Source organism: Halobacterium sp. BOL4-2 (assembly GCF_016917835.2).
GTDB lineage: Archaea > Halobacteriota > Halobacteria > Halobacteriales > Halobacteriaceae > Halobacterium > Halobacterium salinarum.
Window position 1 is genome coordinate 355,666 of sequence record NZ_CP070332.2, and the last position, 20,610, is coordinate 376,275.

At 69.6% G+C, this 20,610-nt stretch carries 23 protein-coding genes; 7 read left to right on the forward strand and 16 right to left on the reverse strand.

What is annotated here, in order from left to right; all coding sequences use genetic code 11:
* The first annotated feature begins 5 nt into the window (after window positions 1–5).
* Complete coding sequence (locus JRZ79_RS15015; protein WP_205252463.1) at window positions 6–1,976, forward strand: AMP-binding protein; 1,971 nt, start codon at window positions 6–8, stop codon at window positions 1,974–1,976.
* Here JRZ79_RS15015 and JRZ79_RS15020 read toward each other — a convergent pair.
* From JRZ79_RS15020 to JRZ79_RS15070, 11 genes are all read right to left on the reverse strand, one after another.
* A complete protein-coding gene (locus JRZ79_RS15020) occupies window positions 1,973–2,362 on the reverse strand; it encodes a hypothetical protein (RefSeq protein WP_205251515.1) in 390 nt (129 codons plus the stop codon). The genes JRZ79_RS15015 and JRZ79_RS15020 overlap by 4 nt on opposite strands.
* Window positions 2,363–2,385: 23 nt before the next feature.
* Window positions 2,386–2,961, reverse strand: a complete 576-nt coding sequence (locus JRZ79_RS15025; protein ID WP_205252464.1) for a GNAT family protein — start codon at window positions 2,959–2,961, stop codon at window positions 2,386–2,388.
* A complete protein-coding gene (locus tag JRZ79_RS15030) occupies window positions 2,961–3,536 on the reverse strand; it encodes a GNAT family protein (protein WP_205251517.1) in 576 nt (191 codons plus the stop codon). The genes JRZ79_RS15025 and JRZ79_RS15030 overlap by 1 nt, the downstream gene beginning before the upstream one ends.
* A 145-nt stretch (window positions 3,537–3,681) precedes the next feature.
* Window positions 3,682–4,386: a hypothetical protein gene (locus JRZ79_RS15035; protein ID WP_010902320.1), complete on the reverse strand. Its 705-nt coding sequence runs from the start codon at window positions 4,384–4,386 to the stop codon at window positions 3,682–3,684.
* 68 nt (window positions 4,387–4,454) lie between these two features.
* Window positions 4,455–5,630 carry a molecular chaperone DnaJ gene (dnaJ, locus tag JRZ79_RS15040; RefSeq protein WP_205251518.1) on the reverse strand — a complete coding sequence of 392 codons (1,176 nt, stop codon included), beginning with the start codon at window positions 5,628–5,630 and terminating at the stop codon, window positions 4,455–4,457.
* 75 nt (window positions 5,631–5,705) lie between these two features.
* The gene (dnaK, locus tag JRZ79_RS15045) at window positions 5,706–7,595 is read right to left on the reverse strand and encodes a molecular chaperone DnaK (protein ID WP_010902322.1); all 1,890 of its coding nucleotides are present in this window, start codon (window positions 7,593–7,595) and stop codon (window positions 5,706–5,708) included.
* A 156-nt stretch (window positions 7,596–7,751) separates the two neighbouring features.
* Window positions 7,752–8,447, reverse strand: a complete 696-nt coding sequence (locus tag JRZ79_RS15050) for a hypothetical protein (protein ID WP_205252465.1) — start codon at window positions 8,445–8,447, stop codon at window positions 7,752–7,754.
* A 39-nt stretch (window positions 8,448–8,486) separates the two neighbouring features.
* A complete protein-coding gene (locus tag JRZ79_RS15055) occupies window positions 8,487–9,140 on the reverse strand; it encodes a nucleotide exchange factor GrpE (RefSeq protein WP_205252466.1) in 654 nt (217 codons plus the stop codon).
* A 75-nt stretch (window positions 9,141–9,215) separates the two neighbouring features.
* Window positions 9,216–9,599: a hypothetical protein gene (locus JRZ79_RS15060; protein WP_205251522.1), complete on the reverse strand. Its 384-nt coding sequence runs from the start codon at window positions 9,597–9,599 to the stop codon at window positions 9,216–9,218.
* A 52-nt stretch (window positions 9,600–9,651) separates the two neighbouring features.
* Complete coding sequence (locus JRZ79_RS15065; RefSeq protein WP_010902326.1) at window positions 9,652–10,158, reverse strand: hypothetical protein; 507 nt, start codon at window positions 10,156–10,158, stop codon at window positions 9,652–9,654.
* Window positions 10,155–11,066, reverse strand: a complete 912-nt coding sequence (locus tag JRZ79_RS15070; protein ID WP_205252467.1) for an RsmB/NOP family class I SAM-dependent RNA methyltransferase — start codon at window positions 11,064–11,066, stop codon at window positions 10,155–10,157. Before JRZ79_RS15070 ends, JRZ79_RS15065 begins: the two co-directional genes overlap by 4 nt.
* A 95-nt stretch (window positions 11,067–11,161) precedes the next feature.
* Here JRZ79_RS15070 and JRZ79_RS15075 point away from each other — a divergent pair, with 95 nt between their 5' ends.
* Window positions 11,162–11,908, forward strand: a complete 747-nt coding sequence (locus tag JRZ79_RS15075) for a proteasome assembly chaperone family protein (protein ID WP_205252468.1) — start codon at window positions 11,162–11,164, stop codon at window positions 11,906–11,908.
* A 10-nt stretch (window positions 11,909–11,918) separates the two neighbouring features.
* Here the strand turns inward: JRZ79_RS15075 and JRZ79_RS15080 are convergent, their stop codons facing one another.
* On the reverse strand, window positions 11,919–13,088 hold the full coding sequence (locus tag JRZ79_RS15080) for an MFS transporter (RefSeq protein WP_148265491.1): 1,170 nt from the start codon (window positions 13,086–13,088) through the stop codon (window positions 11,919–11,921).
* Window positions 13,089–13,321: 233 nt separating this feature from the next.
* On the opposite strand from JRZ79_RS15080, the gene JRZ79_RS15085 reads away from it, so the two are divergent.
* Window positions 13,322–14,443 (forward strand): aminotransferase class I/II-fold pyridoxal phosphate-dependent enzyme, encoded by a 1,122-nt coding sequence (locus tag JRZ79_RS15085; RefSeq protein ID WP_205252469.1) that lies wholly within the window; start codon window positions 13,322–13,324, stop codon window positions 14,441–14,443.
* Window positions 14,444–14,507: 64 nt separating this feature from the next.
* A complete protein-coding gene (locus tag JRZ79_RS15090; RefSeq protein ID WP_205251526.1) occupies window positions 14,508–15,296 on the forward strand; it encodes a class I SAM-dependent methyltransferase in 789 nt (262 codons plus the stop codon).
* On the opposite strand, the gene JRZ79_RS15095 is transcribed toward JRZ79_RS15090, so the two are convergent.
* A complete protein-coding gene (locus JRZ79_RS15095; RefSeq protein WP_010902332.1) occupies window positions 15,293–16,474 on the reverse strand; it encodes a redox-regulated ATPase YchF in 1,182 nt (393 codons plus the stop codon). The genes JRZ79_RS15090 and JRZ79_RS15095 overlap by 4 nt on opposite strands.
* A gap of 110 nt (window positions 16,475–16,584) precedes the next feature.
* Here JRZ79_RS15095 and JRZ79_RS15100 point away from each other — a divergent pair, with 110 nt between their 5' ends.
* The gene (locus JRZ79_RS15100; protein ID WP_205252470.1) at window positions 16,585–17,685 is read left to right on the forward strand and encodes a hemolysin family protein; all 1,101 of its coding nucleotides are present in this window, start codon (window positions 16,585–16,587) and stop codon (window positions 17,683–17,685) included.
* Here JRZ79_RS15100 and JRZ79_RS15105 read toward each other — a convergent pair.
* Together JRZ79_RS15105 and JRZ79_RS15110 are read right to left on the reverse strand one after the other, a co-directional pair.
* Window positions 17,682–17,963, reverse strand: coding sequence for a hypothetical protein (locus JRZ79_RS15105; RefSeq protein ID WP_205252471.1), 282 nt, complete (start codon window positions 17,961–17,963; stop codon window positions 17,682–17,684). The genes JRZ79_RS15100 and JRZ79_RS15105 overlap by 4 nt on opposite strands.
* A gap of 50 nt (window positions 17,964–18,013) precedes the next feature.
* Entirely contained in the window at window positions 18,014–18,886 is an 873-nt protein-coding gene (locus JRZ79_RS15110; protein WP_205252472.1) for a polymer-forming cytoskeletal protein, read from the reverse strand.
* A 68-nt stretch (window positions 18,887–18,954) separates the two neighbouring features.
* Here JRZ79_RS15110 and JRZ79_RS15115 point away from each other — a divergent pair, with 68 nt between their 5' ends.
* Both JRZ79_RS15115 and JRZ79_RS15120 read left to right on the forward strand, forming a co-directional pair.
* Entirely contained in the window at window positions 18,955–19,152 is a 198-nt protein-coding gene (locus tag JRZ79_RS15115; RefSeq protein WP_010902336.1) for a DUF5800 family protein, read from the forward strand.
* A gap of 49 nt (window positions 19,153–19,201) precedes the next feature.
* A complete protein-coding gene (locus JRZ79_RS15120) occupies window positions 19,202–19,339 on the forward strand; it encodes a hypothetical protein (RefSeq protein WP_205252473.1) in 138 nt (45 codons plus the stop codon).
* A gap of 43 nt (window positions 19,340–19,382) precedes the next feature.
* On the opposite strand, the gene JRZ79_RS15125 is transcribed toward JRZ79_RS15120, so the two are convergent.
* Complete coding sequence (locus JRZ79_RS15125) at window positions 19,383–20,603, reverse strand: proteasome-activating nucleotidase (protein ID WP_012289167.1); 1,221 nt, start codon at window positions 20,601–20,603, stop codon at window positions 19,383–19,385.
* Window positions 20,604–20,610 lie beyond the last annotated feature (7 nt).

A 20,610-nucleotide genomic window follows, 5' to 3' on the forward strand; every position in this document is an offset into this window, starting at 1 on the left:
CCGGCATGGATTCACTCGACGGAGTCGGCACGGTCGTCCACGAACCGGACCCTGCGCTCGCGTCGTCGACGAACGTCGCCCAGTTCATGGCCGCCCACGACATCGACGACGTGGACGCGCTCCGCGAGCGCAGCACCACTGATCTCGACTGGTTCTGGGGGGAACTCCCGGAGTACCTCGGCCTGGAGTTCTTCGAGGACTACGACGCTGTCTGCGACGACGCCGACGACCCCCAGTCCACGGCGTGGTATCCGGGCGCCGAACTGAACGTCGCGCACAACACCGTCGACCGCCACGCCAGCGTCGACGCCGGCACCCGCAACCACGTCGCCTGCATCTGGGAGGGCGAGGACGGCACGGTCCGCCAGCAGACCTACCACGACCTCCACCAGCAGGCCAACCGGGTGGCCAACGCCCTTGCCGAGCGCGGCATCGGCGAGGGCGACACGGTGGGCCTCTACATGCCGATGGTCCCGGAAGTCCAGAGCATCCTCTACGGCATCTTCAAGATCGGCGCGATCGCCGTCCCCGTCTTCTCCGGGTTCGGCGTCGAGGCCACCGCCACGCGCATCGCCGACGCCGAGTGTTCGGTGGTGTTCACGGGCGACGGCTTCCTGCGGCGGGGCGACCGCGTCACGCTCATGGACACCCTCAACGACGCCATCGAGCGGGTCGGCCACGTCGACCACACCATCGTCTACGACCGCCTCGGCATCCCCGCGGACTCGCTGTCCTGGACGCCCCGCGACGAGTGGTGGGACGACGCCGTGGCCACCCAGTCCCCGACGTTCGAGACGCACTCGATGGCCGCCAGCGATCCGTGCATGCTGCTGTACTCCTCGGGGACGACGGGAACACCGAAAGGCATCGTCCACACCCACGCCGGCGCGCTCGTCCAGCCCGCCAAGGAGATCCACTTCGGGTTCGACCAGCGGCCCGGCGACCGGTTCTGCTGGGTGAGCGACATCGGCTGGATGATGGGGCCGTGGTCGCTCATCGGGAACCACGCGTTCGCCGGCACCATCGTGATGTACGAGGGCGCCCCCGACCACCCCGCCCCCGACCGCTTCTGGCAGCTCATCGAGGACCACGGCATCACCCAGTTCGGCGTCTCTCCGACGGCGATCCGTGCACTGCGCGACCACGGCGACGAGCACGTCGCCGGCCACGATCTCTCCTCGCTGCGCATCCTGGGGTCGACGGGCGAGCCCTGGGACCCCGAGTCCTGGCGGTGGTTTTACGACCACGTCGGCGGCGGTGACACCCCGATCATCAACATCTCCGGCGGCACGGAAGTGTTCGGCTGCTTCCTCATGCCGCTGCCGACGGAGTCGCTGAAACCCTGCACGCTCGGCGGCCCCGGGCTCGGCATGGACATTGACATCGTCGACGACGACGGCACCTCCGTTCGGGACGCCCACGAGCGCGGCTACCTCGTCGCGCGGTCGTCCAGCCCGTCGATGACGCGGCGCCTCTGGAGCGGCGAGGACCGCTACCTGGAGGCGTACTGGTCGCGCTTCGAGGACGTCTGGAACCACGGCGACTGGGCGCAGATGGACGCCGACGGCGACTGGTTCCTCCACGGGCGCGCCGACGACGCCATCAACGTCGCCGGCCGCAAAGTCGGCCCGGCGGAGGTCGAGGGCGCGCTCATCGACCACGACGCCGTCACACAGGCGGCCGTCGTCGGGGTGCCCGACGACACCACCGGTGAGGCCGCCATCGCGTACGTCATCCTCGCCGACGCCGCCACCCCGAGCGCGGAGCTGCGCGCGGAACTGCGCGACCACGTCGGCGACGCCCACGGCAAACCGTTCCGGCCCCGGGAGGTGGTGTTCGTCGACGACCTGCCGAAAACCCAGTCCGGGAAGCTCGTGCGCCGCGCCGTCGCCAGTGCGTACACCGGCGCGGACGTCACGGACCGCTCCAGCATCGAGAACCCCGCGGTGCTGGACGCGCTCCGGGACGCGACCTAGAGCTCCGCCAGCAGCCCCTCGGGCTCGATCGTTTCGCCGTATTTCCGGAAGTCATCACGGTGCAGCCACGCCAGGCGGGTCGTGTCGCCGGTGTCCGGATCGTACACAGTGAACCCCTCCTCGGTGTACGGCCACACCGCCCCGAGGTCCGCCTCGAAGACCACCGTCCCATCGAAGGTCCCGATCGGCGCCACCCACTCCAGCGCCACGCCAAGCATGTCCTCGAAGGTGGCAGTCACTGCGTCCTCGGGCGTGTCGTCCGCGCCGACGGCGCGACCCGGCGGCCGGTAGACGCGGCCCCCGGACGACCCAACCGTTTCGACGACCAACAGTTCTGCATCGCGGCGAACGAGGCAGGCAGCGCGCGTGTCAGTCACTACCCGCATGCTCGCCCCCGCGGAAAAAAGAGCTATCGTTCGCGGTCCGCGGTCCACTCGCGGCGCAGCACGTCGTACCACACCTCGTCGGCGTACCCGCCGTCGATGTACCGCGCCTCGCGGCGGCGGCCCACCTCGGTGAACCCCATCGCCGCCAGCAGCCCGCGGGACGCCTCGTTGAAGTCGTAGGCCGCCGCCGACACGTTGTGGACGCCGTACTGCGCGAACACGTAGTCGATGCCCGTCGTCGCCATGTCACGCCCGTAGCCCGAGCCCGTGTACTCGGGGTGCAACCAGTACGCCAGCCACGCACGATCGCTGTCGACGTGGCGCGCGCTGAACGACCCGATGGGCGTGGTTTCGTCGGCGGCAGGCCGGCCGGGCGGCGCGTCCTCGTCGTCGACGCAGACGACCGCGACGACCGACGCGTCGTCCTCGACCCAGTGCTCGATGCCGTCCGCCTGCTGCTCGCGCGACCGGTGGTGGACCGATCCCAGCGAATGCCGGATGCGGGGGTCCGTGCAGGACCGCTGGAGGTGGGCGGCGTCGTCGCGCTCCACCGTGCGCAGCGTGACGCGGTCGCCCTCGGTGACAATCGGCCCCGGCATCACTGCGCCTCCCACTCCGTGCGGAGCAGCCCGTAGTGGATCTCGTCGCGGTACGCGCCGTCCACGAACTGTGCCTCGCGGTTGCGCGCCTCCTCGGTGAACCCGACCGCCGACACCAGGTCCCTGGTGAACTCGTCGACGCTGACCACGCTCGCGCCGACCGTGTGGACGTCGGACACCCGCCACAGCGCGTCCAACCCGAGTTCAAGCGCCGGCCCAGCGTGTCCCGCGCCGCGGTGCTCGGGCGGCACCCAGCAGACCACCGTGGGCTGGTCGTGATCGACGTGTCTGACGTACAGGAACGCCACCGCGGTCGTCTCCGCCGCGTCGGGATGGTCGAAGGGCGCATCCTCCGCATCGACGCACGCAATGTAGGCCGCGTTGTCGTCGTCTTCGACCTCCTCCTCGATGAACGTCTCGACCTCGGCCTCGCTCTTGTGGGTGCCCACGTGCAGCGCGCAGCGCGCGTACGGGTCGGCGAACGCCCGCTGCACGAACGCCGCGTCGTCGCGCTCAACCGTCCGCAACACGAGATCGTCGGTGTCGTCACTGACCTCCAGGATCGGCCCCGGCATCACTGAGCCACCCCCGCCAGCAGTGCGGTTGCGTCCGGACGGCGTCCCCCTGGTGGGGGTCCACCGCAACCCTGTCCAATCACACTTTCTGACATACCACTCGCGTCGCCGTCGCCGCATATAGTGGTTCCGAGTTCGCCGACGCTCAGTTGGGCGCGGCGCTCCCGGGCGACACCACGTCGGCCTCGGGCACTGCATCCGCGTCGGCCGCGGCAACGGCGACCGTGCCCTCGCCGCCCTCGGGTGGCAACACCACCGTTGCGCCCGCGAGCAGCGGCGCAACGACGCCCGCCACGACGGTGCCGGGGTCGGACAGCGGCGCGCGCACCGCGACCGCGTCGTGGCTGTCGTATCGCTCGCTGGCCACGCGCTCGGCGGCGGCCACCACCTCCCGGTGGGTCGCCCCGCCGGCCGCCAACAGCGTCGTGTCGGCGTCGATCTCGGGCTCGGGGAACGCGGGGTTCTCGCTCCAGACGTCGCGCTCGAAATACATCCACGACGGGTCCGCTGGCGGCTCGCCCCACCCGACGCGCTGGCCGCCCGCGGGCAGGTCGTACGCGCCGAGGTCAGCCGTCGGCCCCGCCAGCACGCGCGCGTCCACGACCGGTTCCGGGCCGAACGCCACGGTCGCGCCGAGTAGCGACGCTCCCAGGAACGTCTGGACCGCCTCCGGCGTCGGCGCGTCCAGGATCGCCACGCCCGCGTCCACCCGAACCCCACGATGCCGGAGCGCGTTCCCCGTCTTGTACACCCGGTTTCGCGTCGTCCGCGCGTCCATCGGGCGCGCGTGCCGGAGCACCGGCTGTGCCGGGTCATCCAGCGTCGCGACGACATCGGCGACTGTCTCCATGCCCGGATCTGGGGTCGCCGCTGGCTTACAACTGACGCGTCGCCGCCCCGCGGGCGACAGCCGGCCGGCTAAAAGGAGTTTTTGAGCTTCTCGAAGAACCCCTGCTCGACGTCGATCTCCTCGCCGCCCGCCTCCGCGAACTGTTCGAGGGCGTCGCGTTGCTCGTCGCTGAGGGACTCCGGCGTGACCACCTGAACGGTGACGTAGAGGTTCCCGTTGCCGCGGCGGCGCAGCCGCGGCATCCCCTTGCCCTTGAGCCGGAACGTCTCCCCGCTTTGCGTGCCGGCGTCCAGATCGAACGTCGCAGCGCCGTCGAGCGTCGGCACCTCGATCTCCGCGCCGAACACCGCCTGGGGGAACGAGACGGCGTGGCGGTGATGGAGGTCGTCGCCGTCGCGCTCGAAGTCGGGATGCTCCTCGACGGTGACGTCGACGAGCAGGTCACCGTTGGGCGCGCCCGGTTCGCCCGGCGCGCCCTCGCCGTCCATGCGCAGCGTCTGCCCGGTCCGGATGCCCTCCGGGATGTCCACCGTGAGCGTCGCGCGCTCTCGGGTCTGGCCCTGCCCGCCACAGGTCGAACACGTCTCCGAGTGCAACTCCCCCTCGCCGCCACAGCGCGAACACTCCTGGCGCTGCTGGACGCGGCCCAACGGCGTCTGGCGCACCTGCGTCACGACGCCCTGCCCGTCACACTGCGGGCACGTGCGCACGTCGGCGTCCTCCGGGTAGCCGCTTCCCCCACAGTCCGCACAGCGCTCGGGCCGCCGGACGGTCACCTGCTTGGACACCCCCCGGTAGGCTTCCGACAGCGTGACCGTGAGGTCCGTCCGGAGGTCGCGGCCCTGCTCCGGGCCGGACCGCCCGCGGCCGCCGCCACCGCCAGCGCCGCCGAAGAACTGCTCGAAGATGTCGCCCATACCGCCGCCGGCACCACCACCCATGCCGCCACCGAACGGGCCACCCGCACCGCCCATCCCGCCAGCGCCGCCGCCACCGTTCCCGGTTGCGCCGCGCTTCTCGGCCTCCTCGAAGCGCTCGTGGCCGAGCTGGTCGTACTGCTGGCGTGTCTCCTCGTCGGTGAGGACGTCCTTGGCTTTCTGAATCTTCTTGAACTTCTCCTCGGCGTCCGGGTCGTCGCTGACGTCGGGATGGTACTCCGAAACCTGGTCCCGGTACGCCTGCATGATCTCGTCCTCGGTCGCGTCCCGGCTCACACCCAGGACGTCGTAGAAGTCCTCACTCATCCGTTACCGACATGTACCCAGTTGAGACACTTGAAGTGACCGCTTACAACCGCGGCGGGCACTGTGCCCGTGGCGTTACTCCTCGTCGACGTCCTCGAAGTCCGCGTCGACGTACTCCTCGTCGTCGCCGTCGGCGTCGGCCGCCCCGCCGGGGCCGTCGGCCATGCCGCCCATGCCACCCATGCCGCCAGCGCCGCCGGCCGCGCCGGCCTGGGCGTCCTGCTGTTGCTGGTAGGCCTGCTTGCCGATCTCCTGGAGGGTGTCACTGAGCTCCTCGGTGGCCGTTTCGAGGGCGTCGATCTCCGGCTCGTCCTCGTCGAGCACCGCCTGGACGTCGTCGATGGCGTCGTTCACGTCCGCTTCGAGGTCCTCGTCGACGAGCTCCTCGTTCTCCTCGAGGAGGCTCTCGGCGCGCTGGATCGCCGTTTCGGCCTCGTTGCGCGCCTCGATGCGGCGGCGGCGCTGCTCGTCCTCCTCGGCGTGCGCCTCGGCGTCCTCCTGCATCTCGTCGATCTGCTCGTCGCTGAGCCCGGCCCCACCCTCGATGGTGATGGACTCGGCGTTGCCCGACCCCTGGTCTTCGGCTTCGACGTTGACGATGCCGTCGGCGTCGATCTCGAAGGTGACCTCGATCTGTGGCGTACCCGCGGGCGCCGGCGGGATGCCCGTGAGATGGAAGTCCCCCAGCAGCTCGTTCTCGCTGGCGATCTCGCGCTCGCCCTGGAACACTCGAATCTGGACGCTGGTCTGGTTGTCGGCGGCCGTCGTGAACACCTTCGACGCCGTCGTCGGGATCGCGGTGTTCTTCTCGATGAGCCGCTCGAAGAGCCCGCCTTTGACCTCGATGCCGAGGCTCAGCGGCGTCACGTCCACCAACACGATGTCGTCGACCTCACCGGAGAGCACGCCACCCTGGACGGCCGCGCCGAGCGCCACCGCCTCGTCGGGGTTGACGTTCTTCTTCGGCTCCTGGCCGACGAGGTCCTCGACCTGCGCCTGGACCTGCGGCATTCGCGTGGACCCGCCGACGAGGATCACGTCGTCGATGTCGCTCTTCGAGAGGCCGGCGTCTTCGAGGGCCTGCTCCGTCGGGCCGACCGTGCGCTCGATGAGGTCCTCGGTGATGCTCTCGAAGGTCGCACGCGTGATGTCCTGTTCGAGGTGCACCGGCCCGGAGTCGGTCGCCGTGACGAACGGCAGGTTGACCGTCGTCTCCTTCCGGCTCGACAGCTCGATTTTGGCTTCCTCGGCGGCCTCCGTGAGTCGCTGGAGCGCCTGGCGGTCCTCCCGCAGGTCGATCCCGTGCTCGTTCTCGAAGTTGTCCGCGAGGTGGTCGATGATGGCGTGGTCCCAGTCGTCGCCACCGAGGTCGTTGTCCCCGTTCGTGGCTGCGACCTCGTAGACGCCGCCGCCCAGGTCCAGGATCGACACGTCGAACGTCCCGCCACCGAGGTCGTAGACCAACACGGTCTGGTCGCGGTCCTCGTCGAGGCCGTACGCCATCGACGCGGCCGTCGGCTCGTTGACGATGCGCTCGACGTCGAAGCCCGCGATCTCGCCGGCGTCCTTGGTCGCCTGGCGCTGGCGGTCGTTGAAGTACGCCGGCACCGTGATGACGGCTTTCTCGACGTCCTGGCCGAGATACTCCTCGGCGTCGCGTTTGATCTTCTGGAGGATGCGCGCCGAAATCTCCTCGGGCGTGTACTCGTCGTCGCCGAGGGCAACCGTGTAGTCCTCCTCGCCCATGTGGCGCTTGATGGACGCGATGGTCTGATCGGGGTTCTGTACCGCCTGGTTTTTCGCGGGTTTGCCGACTAGCAACTCGCCGTCGTCGTGGGCGACGATCGACGGCGTGGTGCGGTCGCCTTCTTCGTTCGTGATGATTTCGGGGTCGCTGCCTTCCATCACAGCGAACGCGCTGTTCGTGGTGCCGAGGTCGACTCCCAGAATCTTCTCGCTCGCCATGTTACCCGACAGTACGGAGCGTTTTCTGTTTAAGCCTTGCTAGTGCGACCGACGCCGAGAACAGGCCATCCCGTCGCTGTTGCCTGGTTTTGGCTCCCGACCGCGATCCCGGGGGTCGGTTTCGCGCCCGCCCACCCGGCGGCCACCACGGCACCATTATGTGGATGCCCCGGCCACCGCCGCGGGGCCATCGCGCAGCGCCGCGACCACGTCATCGAGCACGGCCGCCCGCCCGGTCGAGGAGAAGAACTCGTGGCCGCCGTCGTACACCCGGAGGTTCGCCGCCGGGGTCCGCTCGCCGATCGCGGCCACGGACACGATGGCATCCGTCAGCGAGCAGAACACGGTGCTGTCCGGCCTGAACGCCGGCAGCGACGCCTGGGCGCGCCGCACCTCCCGGACGAACGTCGGGGATAACCGGGTCGTCTCCCGGGGCGTCGGCTCGCTGATGTCGCCGACCGACCCGGCGGCCGGCACCAACGGGCGGCTCGTCGGTAGCGCCGCCAGCGCCCGGAACACCGCCGACTGCACGCCCTCCCGGACGCCCCACCACGGGCTGAGATACACCCGACGCACGTCCCAGTCGAGGGTCGCGGTCACCAGCCCGCCCAGGCTGTGGGCCACCACCGCGTCGAACGTCCGGTCCGCCACGTACGACGCCAACGGCCGCATGTACGCGCGCTCGAACGACGACGCGTTGGTTGGGAGCGTCGCCGCATGCACCTCCCGGCCAGCGGCCACGAGCCCGTCGATCAACCACGCAACGTTCGCCTGACCGGGGTGGTTGCCCCACCCCAACACGACCAACACCGGCTCCCGGTCGTCGCCGTCGCCGTGCACGGAGATCTCCATGCGTTCCGCCACGAGCCCGGGCCGCAAAACAGTGTCCGCTTACTCCTCGCTGACCGTGACCTGGGCGGCGCGCACGACCCGCCCGGACATCTCGTACCCCGGCCGGTACACGTCCACGATGGTGCCCGCCGGCTGGTCGCTGTCCACCCGCATCATCACCTCGTGGCGGGCCGCGTCCACGCTGTCGCCGGGCTCCGGCCGGATCTCGGTCACGCCCTCGGTCTCCAGCACGCGGTCGAACTCGTCGCGGGTCAGCTCCACACCCTCGCGGATGCCGTCCTCGTCGCTCTCGGACGCCTCCTGGTCGAGCGCCCGGTCGAGGTTGTCACGTACGTCCAGCAGCCGCTCCACGAGGTCCTCGGTGGCGCGCTCCCGGATCTCCTCCTGCTTGCGCTTCGCGCGCTCCTTGTAGTTCTTGAAGTCCGCCTGCTTCGTCTGCACGCGCTCCGTGAGGTCCGCGACCTCGTCCTCGGCGTCGGCCAACTCGTCGGTCAGCGTCTCCACGCGCGCCTCCAACGCCGCAACGTCGTCGGCGAGCGCGTCGGCGTTGTCGGCGTCCAGCGCCCGCACGCGCTCGCTGAGCGCGCTGGTGCCGTCGTCGCCCGCCTGTTCGCCGTCGTCGCCGCCCGCGTCGTCTCCCTCCGGGGCGTCCGTGTCCGCCGCATCGGCGGCGTGCTCGGCGTGATCGCTCATACCCCTCAGAGGGAGCCCCGCCGGTTTACGGATTTCGGGATGCGTCAGCACGGCCGCCCCTGGGCGCGCGCTGTATCACGCGTCGGTTTCGGTGGGCTCGCCTTCCCGGAGGTCAACCGACGGCGACACCGACTCAGAGAGCTCCCCGTAGGTCACGTTGTACGCGAACGCGACGGTCGTCGTGGCGTGCGCCGGCACCGAGACGCCGGTCGTTCGCGTCCGTTCGGCCCCGTTCAACTCCGTGTTCACGTACAGCTGCCCGTTCCCCGACCGGTCGCTGGGGTTCGACACTGTCACCCGATACACCAGCGTGTCGTTCTCGCCGCGCTCGAAGCTCCGCCCGGTCACAGCCAGCACCGACTCCTCCTGGCCGCCCCCGAGACACCCCGCACCCACCGACAGGGACACACACGCTGTGAGTCCAGCGACCGCCCGCCCCAGCAGCGTCCGCCGATCCATACCCGGTGATGCCACGCGCACTGCAAGAACCTTCTGCCATCCGTCGGGGCACTCAGAACTCGCGGCGCCGCCCCTTCGGCACCATCGACTGCAGCGTGCCGTACGTGTACAGCCCGACGCCGATGGGCTCCAGGCGGCCGGTGAGCTCGTGGGCGGCGATCACGTACCCCCAGTCGCCGTCCCACGCGATCTCCTGCTCCTCGCCGGCGAGGAACGCGGCGGCCTGATCGCGCTCGTCCAGCCGCAACACGTTGCGCGTCGCCTCGCGGCCGAACCGCTGGGCGGCGATCGTCGTCGGCTTCCAGTGCTCTTGGCGCGTCCGGAGGACGGTCAACCCGAGCGCCTCCACGGGCACGGGTGCCCCCGGATCGAACGGCAGCGCCCACACCTTCCCCGCGCCTTTCTCCCAGAGCGTGTACGACTCGAAGATCGTCCGCGGCACCCCGAAGCGGTCGGTCCACCAGTCCACGACCGCCGCCCGAGTGGGGCGGCCCGCCACGCTGCGCTCGGCGTCCGTTGCGGGCAGCCGGCCGAACGTCTGGCTGTCGTTGTCGGTCATGCCGTCACCTCCAGCTTCGCGGCGAAGAACCCGCCGGTGTCGTTGTGATGGGGGTAGTATCGCTGCGCGCGCGCCAGGCTGTCGTCGTACGACGCGTCGCCCCACTCGGTCAGACCCGGCGCCGACGCCAGCCCCACGTCGAACTCGACCAGGCGGCTGTCGGTGCGGCCAAGCACCTCGTCCACCACAGCCTCGTTCTCCTCGGGGGCGAACGTGCACGTCGAGTACACCACGGTGCCGCCGGGCCGCGTGAGCGCGACGGCGCGCGCCAGGATGTCCGCCTGCAGCCGGCCGAGACTCCGGCTCGCGGACGCCCCCGCGCCGTCCAGCGCGTCGGCGTTCTTCCGGATCGTGCCCTCACAGCTGCAGGGCGCGTCCACCAGCGCCGCGTCGACCGCCGCCACGTCGGGGAACGCATCGAGGGTCGCGCGCCGCGCGTCGGTGTTCGTCACCGCCGCCGACGTCACGCCCAGGCGGTCGCAGTTCCCGCGCAGCGCCGACAACCGCCCGAGGTTGTCGTCGTTGGCCACCACCAGGCCGTCGTCGTCGATCTCGGCGGCGATCTGTGCGGTCTTCCCCCCGGGGGCCGCACACGCGTCCCACACCACGTCGCCGGGCTCGGGGTCGAGCACGCGAGGCGGCACGCAGGACACCTCCTCCTGGCCGTGCACCCAGCCGTGGACGTACGGCCACGTGTTCCCCGGCTTGTTCGTGTCCACCTCCAGCACGCCCGGGTGCCACTCCCGGCGGTCCACTGCCACCCCCTCGGCAGCCAGCGCCTCGACGGCGCGGTCGGGGGCCACCGCCAGCGGGTTCACGCGAACCGTCGTCGGCAGCGGGCGCTCGCACGCCGCCAGGAACCCCTCGAAGTCGTCGATGATCGGCTCGTACCGCGACAGCGCGTCCATTGCTCGCGGGTAGGCGTGACGCCGGCTTGTGGCTTGCGCTCGCGTGGCGGTCGCCGCCCCCGGGTTTATGAATCCCTCCCGCGAACCGCACGCCCATGGGAAGCGTAACCACGCACACGGCGTTCGACATCGAGGACCCCGTTCTCATCGAGGGGTTGCCCGGCGTCGGGCTCGTCGGGAAGATCGCCACCGACCACATCATCGACGTCTTCGATATGTCCTGCGTCGGAAGCGTGTCCTGTGCGGCGATCCCCCAGGTCACCGTCTACACCGAGAACAGCCACGCGGCCACCCCGCCGGTGCGGATCTACGCCGACGAGTCCCGGGGGCTGTTGGCGCTCCAGAGCGACGTTCCGATCTCCCGCAACAACGGCACCGAGTTCGCGGACTGCGTCACCGGCTGGATCGACCACCACGACGTCACGCCCGTCTACCTCAGCGGGCTGCCCAGCGACGACCACGAGCTCGGCGACCTCCCCACCGTGTTCGGGATCGGGTCCGGGGCGCTCCCGGAGCGCATCGCGGCGTTGGACATCGGAACGCCACCCGAGCGCGGCGTCATCGGCGGGCCGACCGGCGCGCTCATGACCGCCGCCACCCAGCGCCAACTGGACGCCGCCGCCCTCGTGGTCGAATCGAATCCGCAGTTCCCCGACCCGGCGGGCGCACGCCGGCTCATCGATCACGCCATCGAACCGCTCGTGGAGGTCAGCGTGCCGACCGACGATCTCGTCGACCGCGCCGCGGACATTCGCTCGCAGAAAGAACAGCTCGCCGAACAGATGCAGCACGCCGACGAGCACGAATCGACGCAGGCCAAACCCCTGCGGATGTTCCAGTAGCCCGGGGCAGTCAGTGATCGCCGACGGCGTCCGGCGTGGCGAACGTGAACGCGCTGAACCGCGCCAGCAACACGATGAGGCCCAGCGTGATGACGGCCGCGCCCAGCAGGAACGGCAGCGCCGCTCCGTAGTTCCCGCCGATGTAGCCCGCGACGATCGGCGCGAACGCGCCGCCGGTGAACCGCAGGCTGTTGTACGCGCCCGAGGCGGACGGCCGGCTGTGTGTGGAGATCCCCATTGCGAGCGTCGACAGGTTCGCGTTCAGGAGCCCACACGCGAGGCCGGCGGTGACCACGAGCCCGGCCAACACCATCGGGGAACTGACCAGCCACATCAGGCACAGCAGCGCCGCGAAGGCGGTCAGCGCCGCGCTAGCCACTTCCGGCGTTCCGAACCGCGCGTTCAGCCGCGGCGCGAGGACCGCGGACCCCACGATCACGAGCAGTCCCCACGCGAAGAACACCAGCCCGATCTGCATCGTTGTGAACCCCTCAAGCACCAGCGGCGTGTACGCCAGCACGGTGAAAAACCCGTAGGTGTAGAGCATGCCGACGATCGCGTTCGTTCGCACGCCGGTGTGACGGAACGTCCCGATGAGCGCGCGCACGCCCTCGCGGCCCTCCGTGTCCGGTTCCGTGACGGTGGTGGCGACGAAGACGAACCCGAGCAGCATCAGGACGCTCGTCCCGGCGAACGGGAGCCGCCAGGACTGCGCGCCCAGGAACCCGCCCAGGAGCGGCCCACAGGCGATCCCGAAGCCGAGGGCGGCCTCGTACAGGGTGATCGCGCGGCCGCTGTTCCCGGCTGAGACGCCCACGATGATGGCGAGCGCGGTGGTGGTGAACAGGGCGTTGCCCAGCCCCCAGAAGCCACGCAGCACGGCCATCGACTCCACCGAGGAGACGAGCGCACAGCCGCCGGCGAACACGGCGACGATCCCGATGCCGACGAGCATCGTGTTCTTGCTGCCGATGCGTGTGGCCAGCGTGCCCGCCACGAGGTTCGCGAGCCCGGTCACCAGCAGATAGCTCGTGAACAGGAACATCACCATGAAGTGGTCGGCGCCCAGCTCCTTCGCGATACTTGGCAGAATCGGGTCGACAACACCGATGCCGAGAAAGGCGATGAACGTTGCAAGCGCGGTCGCAAGAACGGCCGGATGAAAGTCTCGAAAACCCATCCCATGTGGGGACGGACTCGGCCGCAATAAGCTCCCGGAAAGATTATACATGTGTGCTCGCGGTACCATGGCATACGTGTCGCATACGCTCTGAGAAGCCCACGAACGGGTACGTTACTGTTTTGTTGGGGGCGCTATTCTCCGCTATTATTTTCGACATTCCCGGGCAGTGCTTGCACCGCCCGGGCGGTCGGTCGCCAACAGTTATCAGGGACCGCGCCCCCGTCTGTGGTATGACGGAGTTCTCCGACCGCGTGGCCCAGGTCTCGATCAGCGGCATCCGGGCGGTGTTCGAGGCGGCCGGCGAGGACGCCATCAACCTCGGCCTCGGCCAGCCCGACTTCCCCACGCCCGACCACGCCCGGCAGGCCGCGGTCGACGCCATCGAATCCGGCGCGGCCGACGGCTACACCTCCAACCGCGGAACGGCGGCGCTGGTCGACGCCATCGTCGAGAAGCACGCCCGCGACCAGGGCGTCGACGTCGCGCCGGCGGGCGTCATCGCGACGGCCGGCGGCAGCGAGGCGCTGCACCTCGCCATGGAAGCCCACGTCGACCCCGGGGAGGAGGTGCTGTTCCCAGACCCCGGGTTCGTCTCCTACGACGCGCTCACACGCATGGCCGGCGGCAACCCCGTGGGATTGCCGCTGCGCGACGACCTCACGCTGGCCCCCGAGACCGTCGAGGACCACATCACCGACGACACGGCCGCGTTCGTCGTGAACTCGCCGGCAAACCCCACCGGTGCCGTGCAGTCGCCCGCCGACATGCGCGCGTTCGCGCGCATCGCCGACGAACACGACGTGCTCTGCATCAGCGACGAGGTCTACGAACACATCGTCTTCGAGGGCGAACACCGCTCCCCGATGGAGTTCGCCGACACCGACAACGTCGTCGTGGTGAACGCCTGCTCGAAGACGTACTCGATGACCGGCTGGCGGCTGGGCTGGGTCGCCGCCAGCGAGCGCCGCGCCGAGCGCATGCTTCGCGTCCACCAGTACGTCCAGGCGTGTGCCAGCGCGCCCGCCCAGTACGCCGCCGAAGCCGCGCTCTCGGGCCCCCAAGGCGTCGTCGACGAGATGGTGGCGGCCTTCGAGGCGCGCCGGGACGTCCTGCTGGACGGCCTCGAAGCCATGGGTCTCGACGTCCCGACTCCCGGGGGCGCGTTCTACGCGATGCCGACGGTGCCCGACGGCTGGATCGACGAGGTCGTCGACCGCGGCGTCGTCGTCGTCCCCGGGTCGGCGTTCGGCGACCACGGCGCGGGCACCGCCCGCATCTCGTACGCCACGGACATGGCGACGCTGCGGGACGCCATCGACGTGATGCGCGCGGCGACGGCTGCCGTCCAGTAACCCGCTCACGCCGCCGCCCCCCTACACCGCCGGCCTGAAGGCACCGCGCTTCCTCGCCACCACCATGACCGACTGGCAGGCCGACGACGTGGTCGCCGCGCAGTACGCCGACGGCGGACTGCTCGCCGCCCGACGCGCGCTCGACGCCCGCTTCGGTACCGGCGAGCGATCCCACTACGAGTGGCTGTTCGACCACCTCGATCTCGGCCCCGACGCCGCGGTGCTCTCGCTCGGTGCCGGCCACGGCGCGTTCTGGGGCGCGAACGCCGACCGCGTCCCCGACGGCTGGGACGTCACCGTCACCGACGCGTTCCAGGGCGTGACGGCTGACGCGATGGACGCGCTCGCGGACGCCCCACACGAGTTCACCTTCGACGTCGTGGACGCCCGCGACATCCCGTATCCCGCGGACACGTTCGACGCCGTCACCGCCCACCACGTGCTCGCGCACCTCGGCGACGCCGACCGCCGGCAGGCGCTCGCCGAGATCGCCCGCGTACTGACCCCGACGGGTGAACTGCACGCCGCGACCAGCGGCGACGACGCGCTCACCGAACTCTGGGCTGTCGCCCGCGACCACGGCGACGTGCCGGATGAGCGCCCGTTCACGCTTCAGAACGGCGCGGCGCAGCTCCGCGACCGCTTCGCCGCCGTCGAGCGGCGTCGTCTCGACGCCCCCCTCGTGGTCGACGCCCCCGAGCCGCTGGTCGCGTACGTGCTCTCGCTGCCGGGCTTCGACCCGGAAGCCGGACCCGCGCTCGAACGGGCGTTCCGGGCGCGCTTCGCCGACGGCACTCTCACCGTGACCGGCGATCGCGGCGTGCTCATCGCGCGCCACCCGGACACGGCTTAGTTCGCCGTGGAGACGATCTTCACCACGTCACCCTCGCCGAGCTCGTCGTCCTCGCCGATCTCCCGGTTGGTCTTCGCGTTGACGGCGTGCAGGTAGCCGTCGCCGATGTCCGAGTGTACGGCGTACGCCAAGTCAACGGGCGTCGACCCCGCGTCAAGCAGGACGGCGTCGGGGAGGACGGTGCCCGTGGCGTCGGTCCACTTCGACTGGTCCTGGACGGGGAACGCTGTCACCATCTCCAGCAGGTCGTAGACAGCGTAATCGAGCGCACGCTGCATGCCCGTGCCGCCGTACTCCTGCATCGTCTCCCGGAGGGCTTCGAGGGCTTCCCGCTGGTCGTCGCCCACGTCGCCCGTGATGTCGAAGTCCTCGTCGCCGGGGTCGTAGTCCAGGAAGCCCGCGTCGGCACCGCGCCGCACCGCGAGTTCGCCCTGCGCCGTCGCGGGAATCACGGGCTTGTCGAGGTCGAGCAGCCGTTGGACGTTCTCTTCGGGTGCCACGTCGACTTTGTTCGCGACGACGACGATGGGCTTCGTGCGCTCGCGGACACCGCGGGCCAGCGCCTCGCGGTCCTCGCCGCTCCACTGGATGGGGTCATCGGGATAGTCGAACTCCCGAAGGACCGCCGCGACCTGGTACTCGCTCGCGCCGAAGCCGGTCATCATCTCCGTGATGGCCGTCTCGATGTCGAACCCCGGCGACCGGGACGCCCGCTCGACGCTCTCCCAGTTGTCCTCGACGATGCCCGCGAGCCACAGATCCATCTCCTCTTCGACGAAGTCGATGTCCTCGACTGGGTCGTGGTCCCCGATCTCGACCGGCTCGCCCTCCTCGTTCGTCGCGCCCGAGGCGTCGACGACGTTCACGATGACGTCGGCGTTCGACAGCTCGTCGAGGAACTGGTTGCCGAGCCCGCGGCCCTCGTGGGCGCCCGGCACCAACCCCGCCACGTCCAGCAGCTCCACCGGCACGTAGCGCTTCCCGTCGTGGCAGTGTTCGTGGCCGCAGCGCTCCTCGCGGGTCAGGCACGGACACGCCGTCCGCACGTGGGTCACGCCCCGGTTCGCGTCGATGGTGGTGAACGGGTAGTTCGCCACGTCCACCTCCGACCGCGTCGCCGCCGTGTAGAACGTCGACTTGCCGGCGTTCGGCTTCCCGGCAAGCGCGATAGAGAGCATACCATCACCGTTGCTCCAGCGTCGGAAAGCGTTTTTCGGTTGGGGTCCCGCCGTCCGTCCACTGTACCGAATCCGACACGTCTTTGCACGGCGTTCGTCATGCTGCCGATATGTCTACTGGCGAAATCACGCCGGTGACCGCGCTACGCATCTTCGGCGGCATCGCCCTCCTCGCCGGCAACGGCTTCTTCGTCGCGACCGAGTTCGCGCTCACTCGCGTCCGACAGTTCGACGAGTCGGCGTTCCAGGAGACGGCAGGGCTCCGCCGGGCGTGGGAGATGACCGACCGCCTCGAAATCTACCTGACAGGCTGCCAGCTCGGCATCACCGTCTGCTCGGTCGGGCTGGGCGTCGTCGCCGAGCCCGCGCTCGCAGTGTTGTTCACACCCGTTTTCGAGTTCGTGGGCCTCGGCGCGGGGTCCATCGCGACGCTCTCCGTGCTGGTGGCCCTCGCCGTCATGAACGTCGCCCACCTCGTGCTCGCCGAGCAGGCACCCACTTACCTCGGCGTCGAGCGCGCGAAGACGGTCGCGCACTACTGTGCCCCACTCCACTACTGGTGGACGCGGACCATGTCGCCCATCATTCGCGCCGGTGACCGCATCGCCAAGGCGATTCTCTCTCTCGTGGGCGTCGAGATGACGCGCTCGTGGACCGAAGAAGGCGCCGAGGACCCCATCGACGGCCGCTCCGACCTCCGGAGCCAGATGGGCGACCTGCTCAGTGGAACGGAGATTCCCGACGAGCGCCGTGAGGAAGTCATCGGCGCGCTCGACATCGACCGCATCCCCGTCGGCGATGAAGCCGTTCCGGTCGACGAGGTCGTCGCCGTCTCCACGACCGACGACCTGGAGACGAACCTCGACCGGATGGCCGACAGCCCCCACGTCCGGTACCCGCTGGTCGGCGAATCGATGGATGACTTCCGGGGTGTCGTCTACCTCCCCGAGGTCTTCCGGGACCTCGACGACCTCCGGGACGGCACGCTCGCCCTCGAAGACGTCGCGCACCCGCCGCTGGTCTTCGCCGCCGACATCGCTGTCAGTGCGGCCATCGACCGCTTCCAGGCCGAACGTCAGGAACTCGCGTTCGTCACCGACCCCGACACGGGCGCCGTCGTTGGCATGGTCACGATTACGGACGTGCTGGAAGCGATCACCGGCGAGGTCGAAGACCCCTACGACGAGGCGGCCGAGAAGTCACAGCCCTAATCCAGCCGGGCGGCAGCGCTCCCGACGGCCACTGTGAGGAAGTAGACGCCGACGAACACGAGCGCGCTGTCCCACAGCAGACTCGGAACGCCGTACCCGGCGTACGCGGGGGTCGGCTCGCCGAGCATCCACCAGACGCCGTGAACTCCGGTGAGCAACGCGAGTACGCCGAGCCACGCGAGCACCGCCGAGGGGAGCAGGCGGACGCCCAGCCGCGGCGGCCCGTGGTCACCGTTCAACGACTGGTCCGCCGCACCGTCATCGTCGGGGGAGGGCATCACTGCTGGATGGTCGCGGACCAATCAAGAAACCTGATGGTCCGGGCGCGTCACTCGGCGTCCCGGTCGGCAACACTCCCAACCCGCATCTCGCCGCGGGCGCGGATGACGCCGTCGACGTCCGCGGCCTCGTCGATGGTGACGTCGTGGCCGGAGACGTCGCCGAGGACGACCGCGTCCCCCTGGACGTGGACGCTCCCGTTCCGGGTGGTCACGTCGCCGTGGATCTTCGTGCCCGCGCCAACCGTCACGTCGTTCTGGGCGCGCAGGCTCCCGAAGACGTTGTTCCCGCGCCCGACGTCGATCTCGGTCGCCCGGATGTTGCCGTGCAGCCGGCAGTCGTCGCCGATGGTCGCCGGCGTGGAGACGCGCCAGGCGTCGTCGGAGACGCTGGCCGACTGCGGGATCGTGAGGGGGCCGCGGTCGCCGTCGGCCGCCAACTCCTCGACGAGTTCCTGGGCGTCCTCCGCCTCGCCGAGCCGGAGGAGGTGCGTGAGGTACATGACGAAGAACGTGAGGGTGGGCATCGGGTTCCGGATGACGATCCAGCCCGACGCCTCGAACCCCTCCTCGATGTCGACGTCGTCGCCGATGTCGAGGTCGCCACCGACGACCAGCCGCTCCGTGATGTGGGTGCGTTCACCCACGTAGGCGTCGCCTTCAACGAGCACGTTGCCGGTGACCTCACACCACATGTCCAGCCGGCAGTCGCCCGCCGCCTCGATGTCGCCGTCGACGGACACCCGTTCGCCTGCAACGACGTTGTGGCCCCGCACCCCGAGCCGGAGCTGCGACTGCGCCCCGATCAGCACGTCACTGTCGGCGACCACGTCGTGCTCCTTGACCGTGGTGCCGTCCGGGATGTGTAACTGGTCGATCGGGGTCGGGCCGAGCACACCGCAGTCCAGTCGTCGCATCGGCATAAACCCCGCGAGACCGTCGGACGACCGTCAGACGACGGGGTTTAGTCTCTGCACACGTACCATCAGTCATGACCTCCCTCTCGGTTGCAGACGACGGCGTCGACGTGGTGTACGAGGGCACCGAGTTCCGCCTGGAGAAACCCCTCATCGAGGACGCCACGCAGTCCGACTACCACGACGTCACCGACCACGACCTGCTCAAGCTCGTCGAACCGAACCCGACGCTGTCCGGGGAGCCGCGCCGGATCGGTGACATCCTCGACTGACCGGCGCGGTGATGACAACGCTTAGGACGTGGCACCGCGACGTGTCGGTATGAGCGACGCGCTCGATGCGTTCGATCACGACGCGTGGCGGACAGCGCTCGGGACGGCTGTCAGCTACGCGCTTGTTCTGGTGGTGCTGACGGCGGTGCTGTTCGGCGTGCCGTACCTGGCGTTCACAGCGCTGTAACGCGCCAGGATCGCTGAAAAACGGCCCCCGAATCGCCGGCCGACTACGCGAACGTCCGGGAGACGTCCGTGGCGGCGGCGGGCTCGGAGTCCTGATCGAGTTTCTCGCGCGCCGACTGGAAGTCCTGCATCCGGACCTCCGTGCGGTCGTCGCGGATGGCGAACATCCCGGCTTCCGTACAGATCGCTTTCACGTCCGCACCGGAGAGGTCCCCGGTGTCGGCGGCGAGCTCGCCGAAGTCGACGCTGTCGGCGACGTTCATCGCCCGCGTGTGGATGCGGAAGATCTTCTCGCGGCCGCCCACGTTCGGGTGGGGGACCTCGATGAGGCGGTCGAAGCGGCCGGGCCGCAGGATCGCGCGGTCGAGCATGTCGAAGCGGTTGGTGGCGGCGATGATGCGGATGTCGCCGCGCTCGTCGAAGCCGTCCATCTCCGAGAGCAACTGCATCATCGTGCGCTGGACTTCGGCGTCCCCGCTGGTCTTCGAGTCCGTGCGCTTCGAGGCGATGGCGTCGATCTCGTCGATGAACACGACGGCGGGCTCGTGGTCGCGGGCGACCTGGAAGAGATCGCGCACGAGCTTCGCGCCCTCGCCGATGAACTTGTGCACGAGCTCGCTGCCGGCCATCTTGATGAAGCTGGCGTCCGTCTGGCTGGCGACGGCCTTCGCCATCAGCGTCTTGCCCGTGCCGGGCGGCCCGTGCAACAACACGCCGCTCGGCGGGTTGATGCCCACGGTCTCGAACAGGCCGGGGTCTTTCATCGGAAGCTCGACTGTCTCCCGGACTTCCCGGAGCTGGTCGTCGAGGCCGCCGATGTCCTCGTAGCCCACGTCGGGGGAGTCATCGACTTCCATGACACGAGCCCGCACGTCTGCCTCGTCGTCCAGTTGGCGGACGACGGACAGCGAGTTGTTGACCGCGACCCGCGAGCCCGGTTCGAGGGTGGCACGCAGCTCGTCCGTGACCTCAGTGAGCGCTTCCTGGTTGTTGCCGTGCTGTTTGATCACGGCCCCCTCGTCGGTGAGCTCCTGGACAGTCGCGATGAACAGCGGCGACTGCTTGAGCTTCTTGTTCTCGTGTGAGAGGCGTTCGAGCTTCTGCTGGTATTTGTTGTTCTCTGCGTTGGCATCAAGCAGCCGGTCTCGCATCTCCTCGTTCTCCTCTTCGAGGGTAGAGAGTTGCTCCTCTAGCGCCTCCAGTTTGTCCTGTTGTGAGGCGCTGTCGTCGTAGGGGAGCTCCACGTCCTCGACGGTATCGGTCATCACCACT

Coding starts and splice junctions, on each gene's coding strand:
- JRZ79_RS15015 (WP_205252463.1), top strand. CDS start 6: ATGGATTCACTCGACGGAGTCGGCACGGTCGTCCACGAACCGGACCCT.
- JRZ79_RS15020 (WP_205251515.1), bottom strand. CDS start 2,362: ATGCGGGTAGTGACTGACACGCGCGCTGCCTGCCTCGTTCGCCGCGAT.
- JRZ79_RS15025 (WP_205252464.1), bottom strand. CDS start 2,961: ATGCCGGGGCCGATTGTCACCGAGGGCGACCGCGTCACGCTGCGCACG.
- JRZ79_RS15030 (WP_205251517.1), bottom strand. CDS start 3,536: ATGCCGGGGCCGATCCTGGAGGTCAGTGACGACACCGACGATCTCGTG.
- JRZ79_RS15035 (WP_010902320.1), bottom strand. CDS start 4,386: ATGGAGACAGTCGCCGATGTCGTCGCGACGCTGGATGACCCGGCACAG.
- dnaJ (WP_205251518.1), bottom strand. CDS start 5,630: ATGAGTGAGGACTTCTACGACGTCCTGGGTGTGAGCCGGGACGCGACC.
- dnaK (WP_010902322.1), bottom strand. CDS start 7,595: ATGGCGAGCGAGAAGATTCTGGGAGTCGACCTCGGCACCACGAACAGC.
- JRZ79_RS15050 (WP_205252465.1), bottom strand. CDS start 8,447: ATGGAGATCTCCGTGCACGGCGACGGCGACGACCGGGAGCCGGTGTTG.
- JRZ79_RS15055 (WP_205252466.1), bottom strand. CDS start 9,140: ATGAGCGATCACGCCGAGCACGCCGCCGATGCGGCGGACACGGACGCC.
- JRZ79_RS15060 (WP_205251522.1), bottom strand. CDS start 9,599: ATGGATCGGCGGACGCTGCTGGGGCGGGCGGTCGCTGGACTCACAGCG.
- JRZ79_RS15065 (WP_010902326.1), bottom strand. CDS start 10,158: ATGACCGACAACGACAGCCAGACGTTCGGCCGGCTGCCCGCAACGGAC.
- JRZ79_RS15070 (WP_205252467.1), bottom strand. CDS start 11,066: ATGGACGCGCTGTCGCGGTACGAGCCGATCATCGACGACTTCGAGGGG.
- JRZ79_RS15075 (WP_205252468.1), top strand. CDS start 11,162: ATGGGAAGCGTAACCACGCACACGGCGTTCGACATCGAGGACCCCGTT.
- JRZ79_RS15080 (WP_148265491.1), bottom strand. CDS start 13,088: ATGGGTTTTCGAGACTTTCATCCGGCCGTTCTTGCGACCGCGCTTGCA.
- JRZ79_RS15085 (WP_205252469.1), top strand. CDS start 13,322: ATGACGGAGTTCTCCGACCGCGTGGCCCAGGTCTCGATCAGCGGCATC.
- JRZ79_RS15090 (WP_205251526.1), top strand. CDS start 14,508: ATGACCGACTGGCAGGCCGACGACGTGGTCGCCGCGCAGTACGCCGAC.
- JRZ79_RS15095 (WP_010902332.1), bottom strand. CDS start 16,474: ATGCTCTCTATCGCGCTTGCCGGGAAGCCGAACGCCGGCAAGTCGACG.
- JRZ79_RS15100 (WP_205252470.1), top strand. CDS start 16,585: ATGTCTACTGGCGAAATCACGCCGGTGACCGCGCTACGCATCTTCGGC.
- JRZ79_RS15105 (WP_205252471.1), bottom strand. CDS start 17,963: ATGCCCTCCCCCGACGATGACGGTGCGGCGGACCAGTCGTTGAACGGT.
- JRZ79_RS15110 (WP_205252472.1), bottom strand. CDS start 18,886: ATGCCGATGCGACGACTGGACTGCGGTGTGCTCGGCCCGACCCCGATC.
- JRZ79_RS15115 (WP_010902336.1), top strand. CDS start 18,955: ATGACCTCCCTCTCGGTTGCAGACGACGGCGTCGACGTGGTGTACGAG.
- JRZ79_RS15120 (WP_205252473.1), top strand. CDS start 19,202: ATGAGCGACGCGCTCGATGCGTTCGATCACGACGCGTGGCGGACAGCG.
- JRZ79_RS15125 (WP_012289167.1), bottom strand. CDS start 20,603: ATGACCGATACCGTCGAGGACGTGGAGCTCCCCTACGACGACAGCGCC.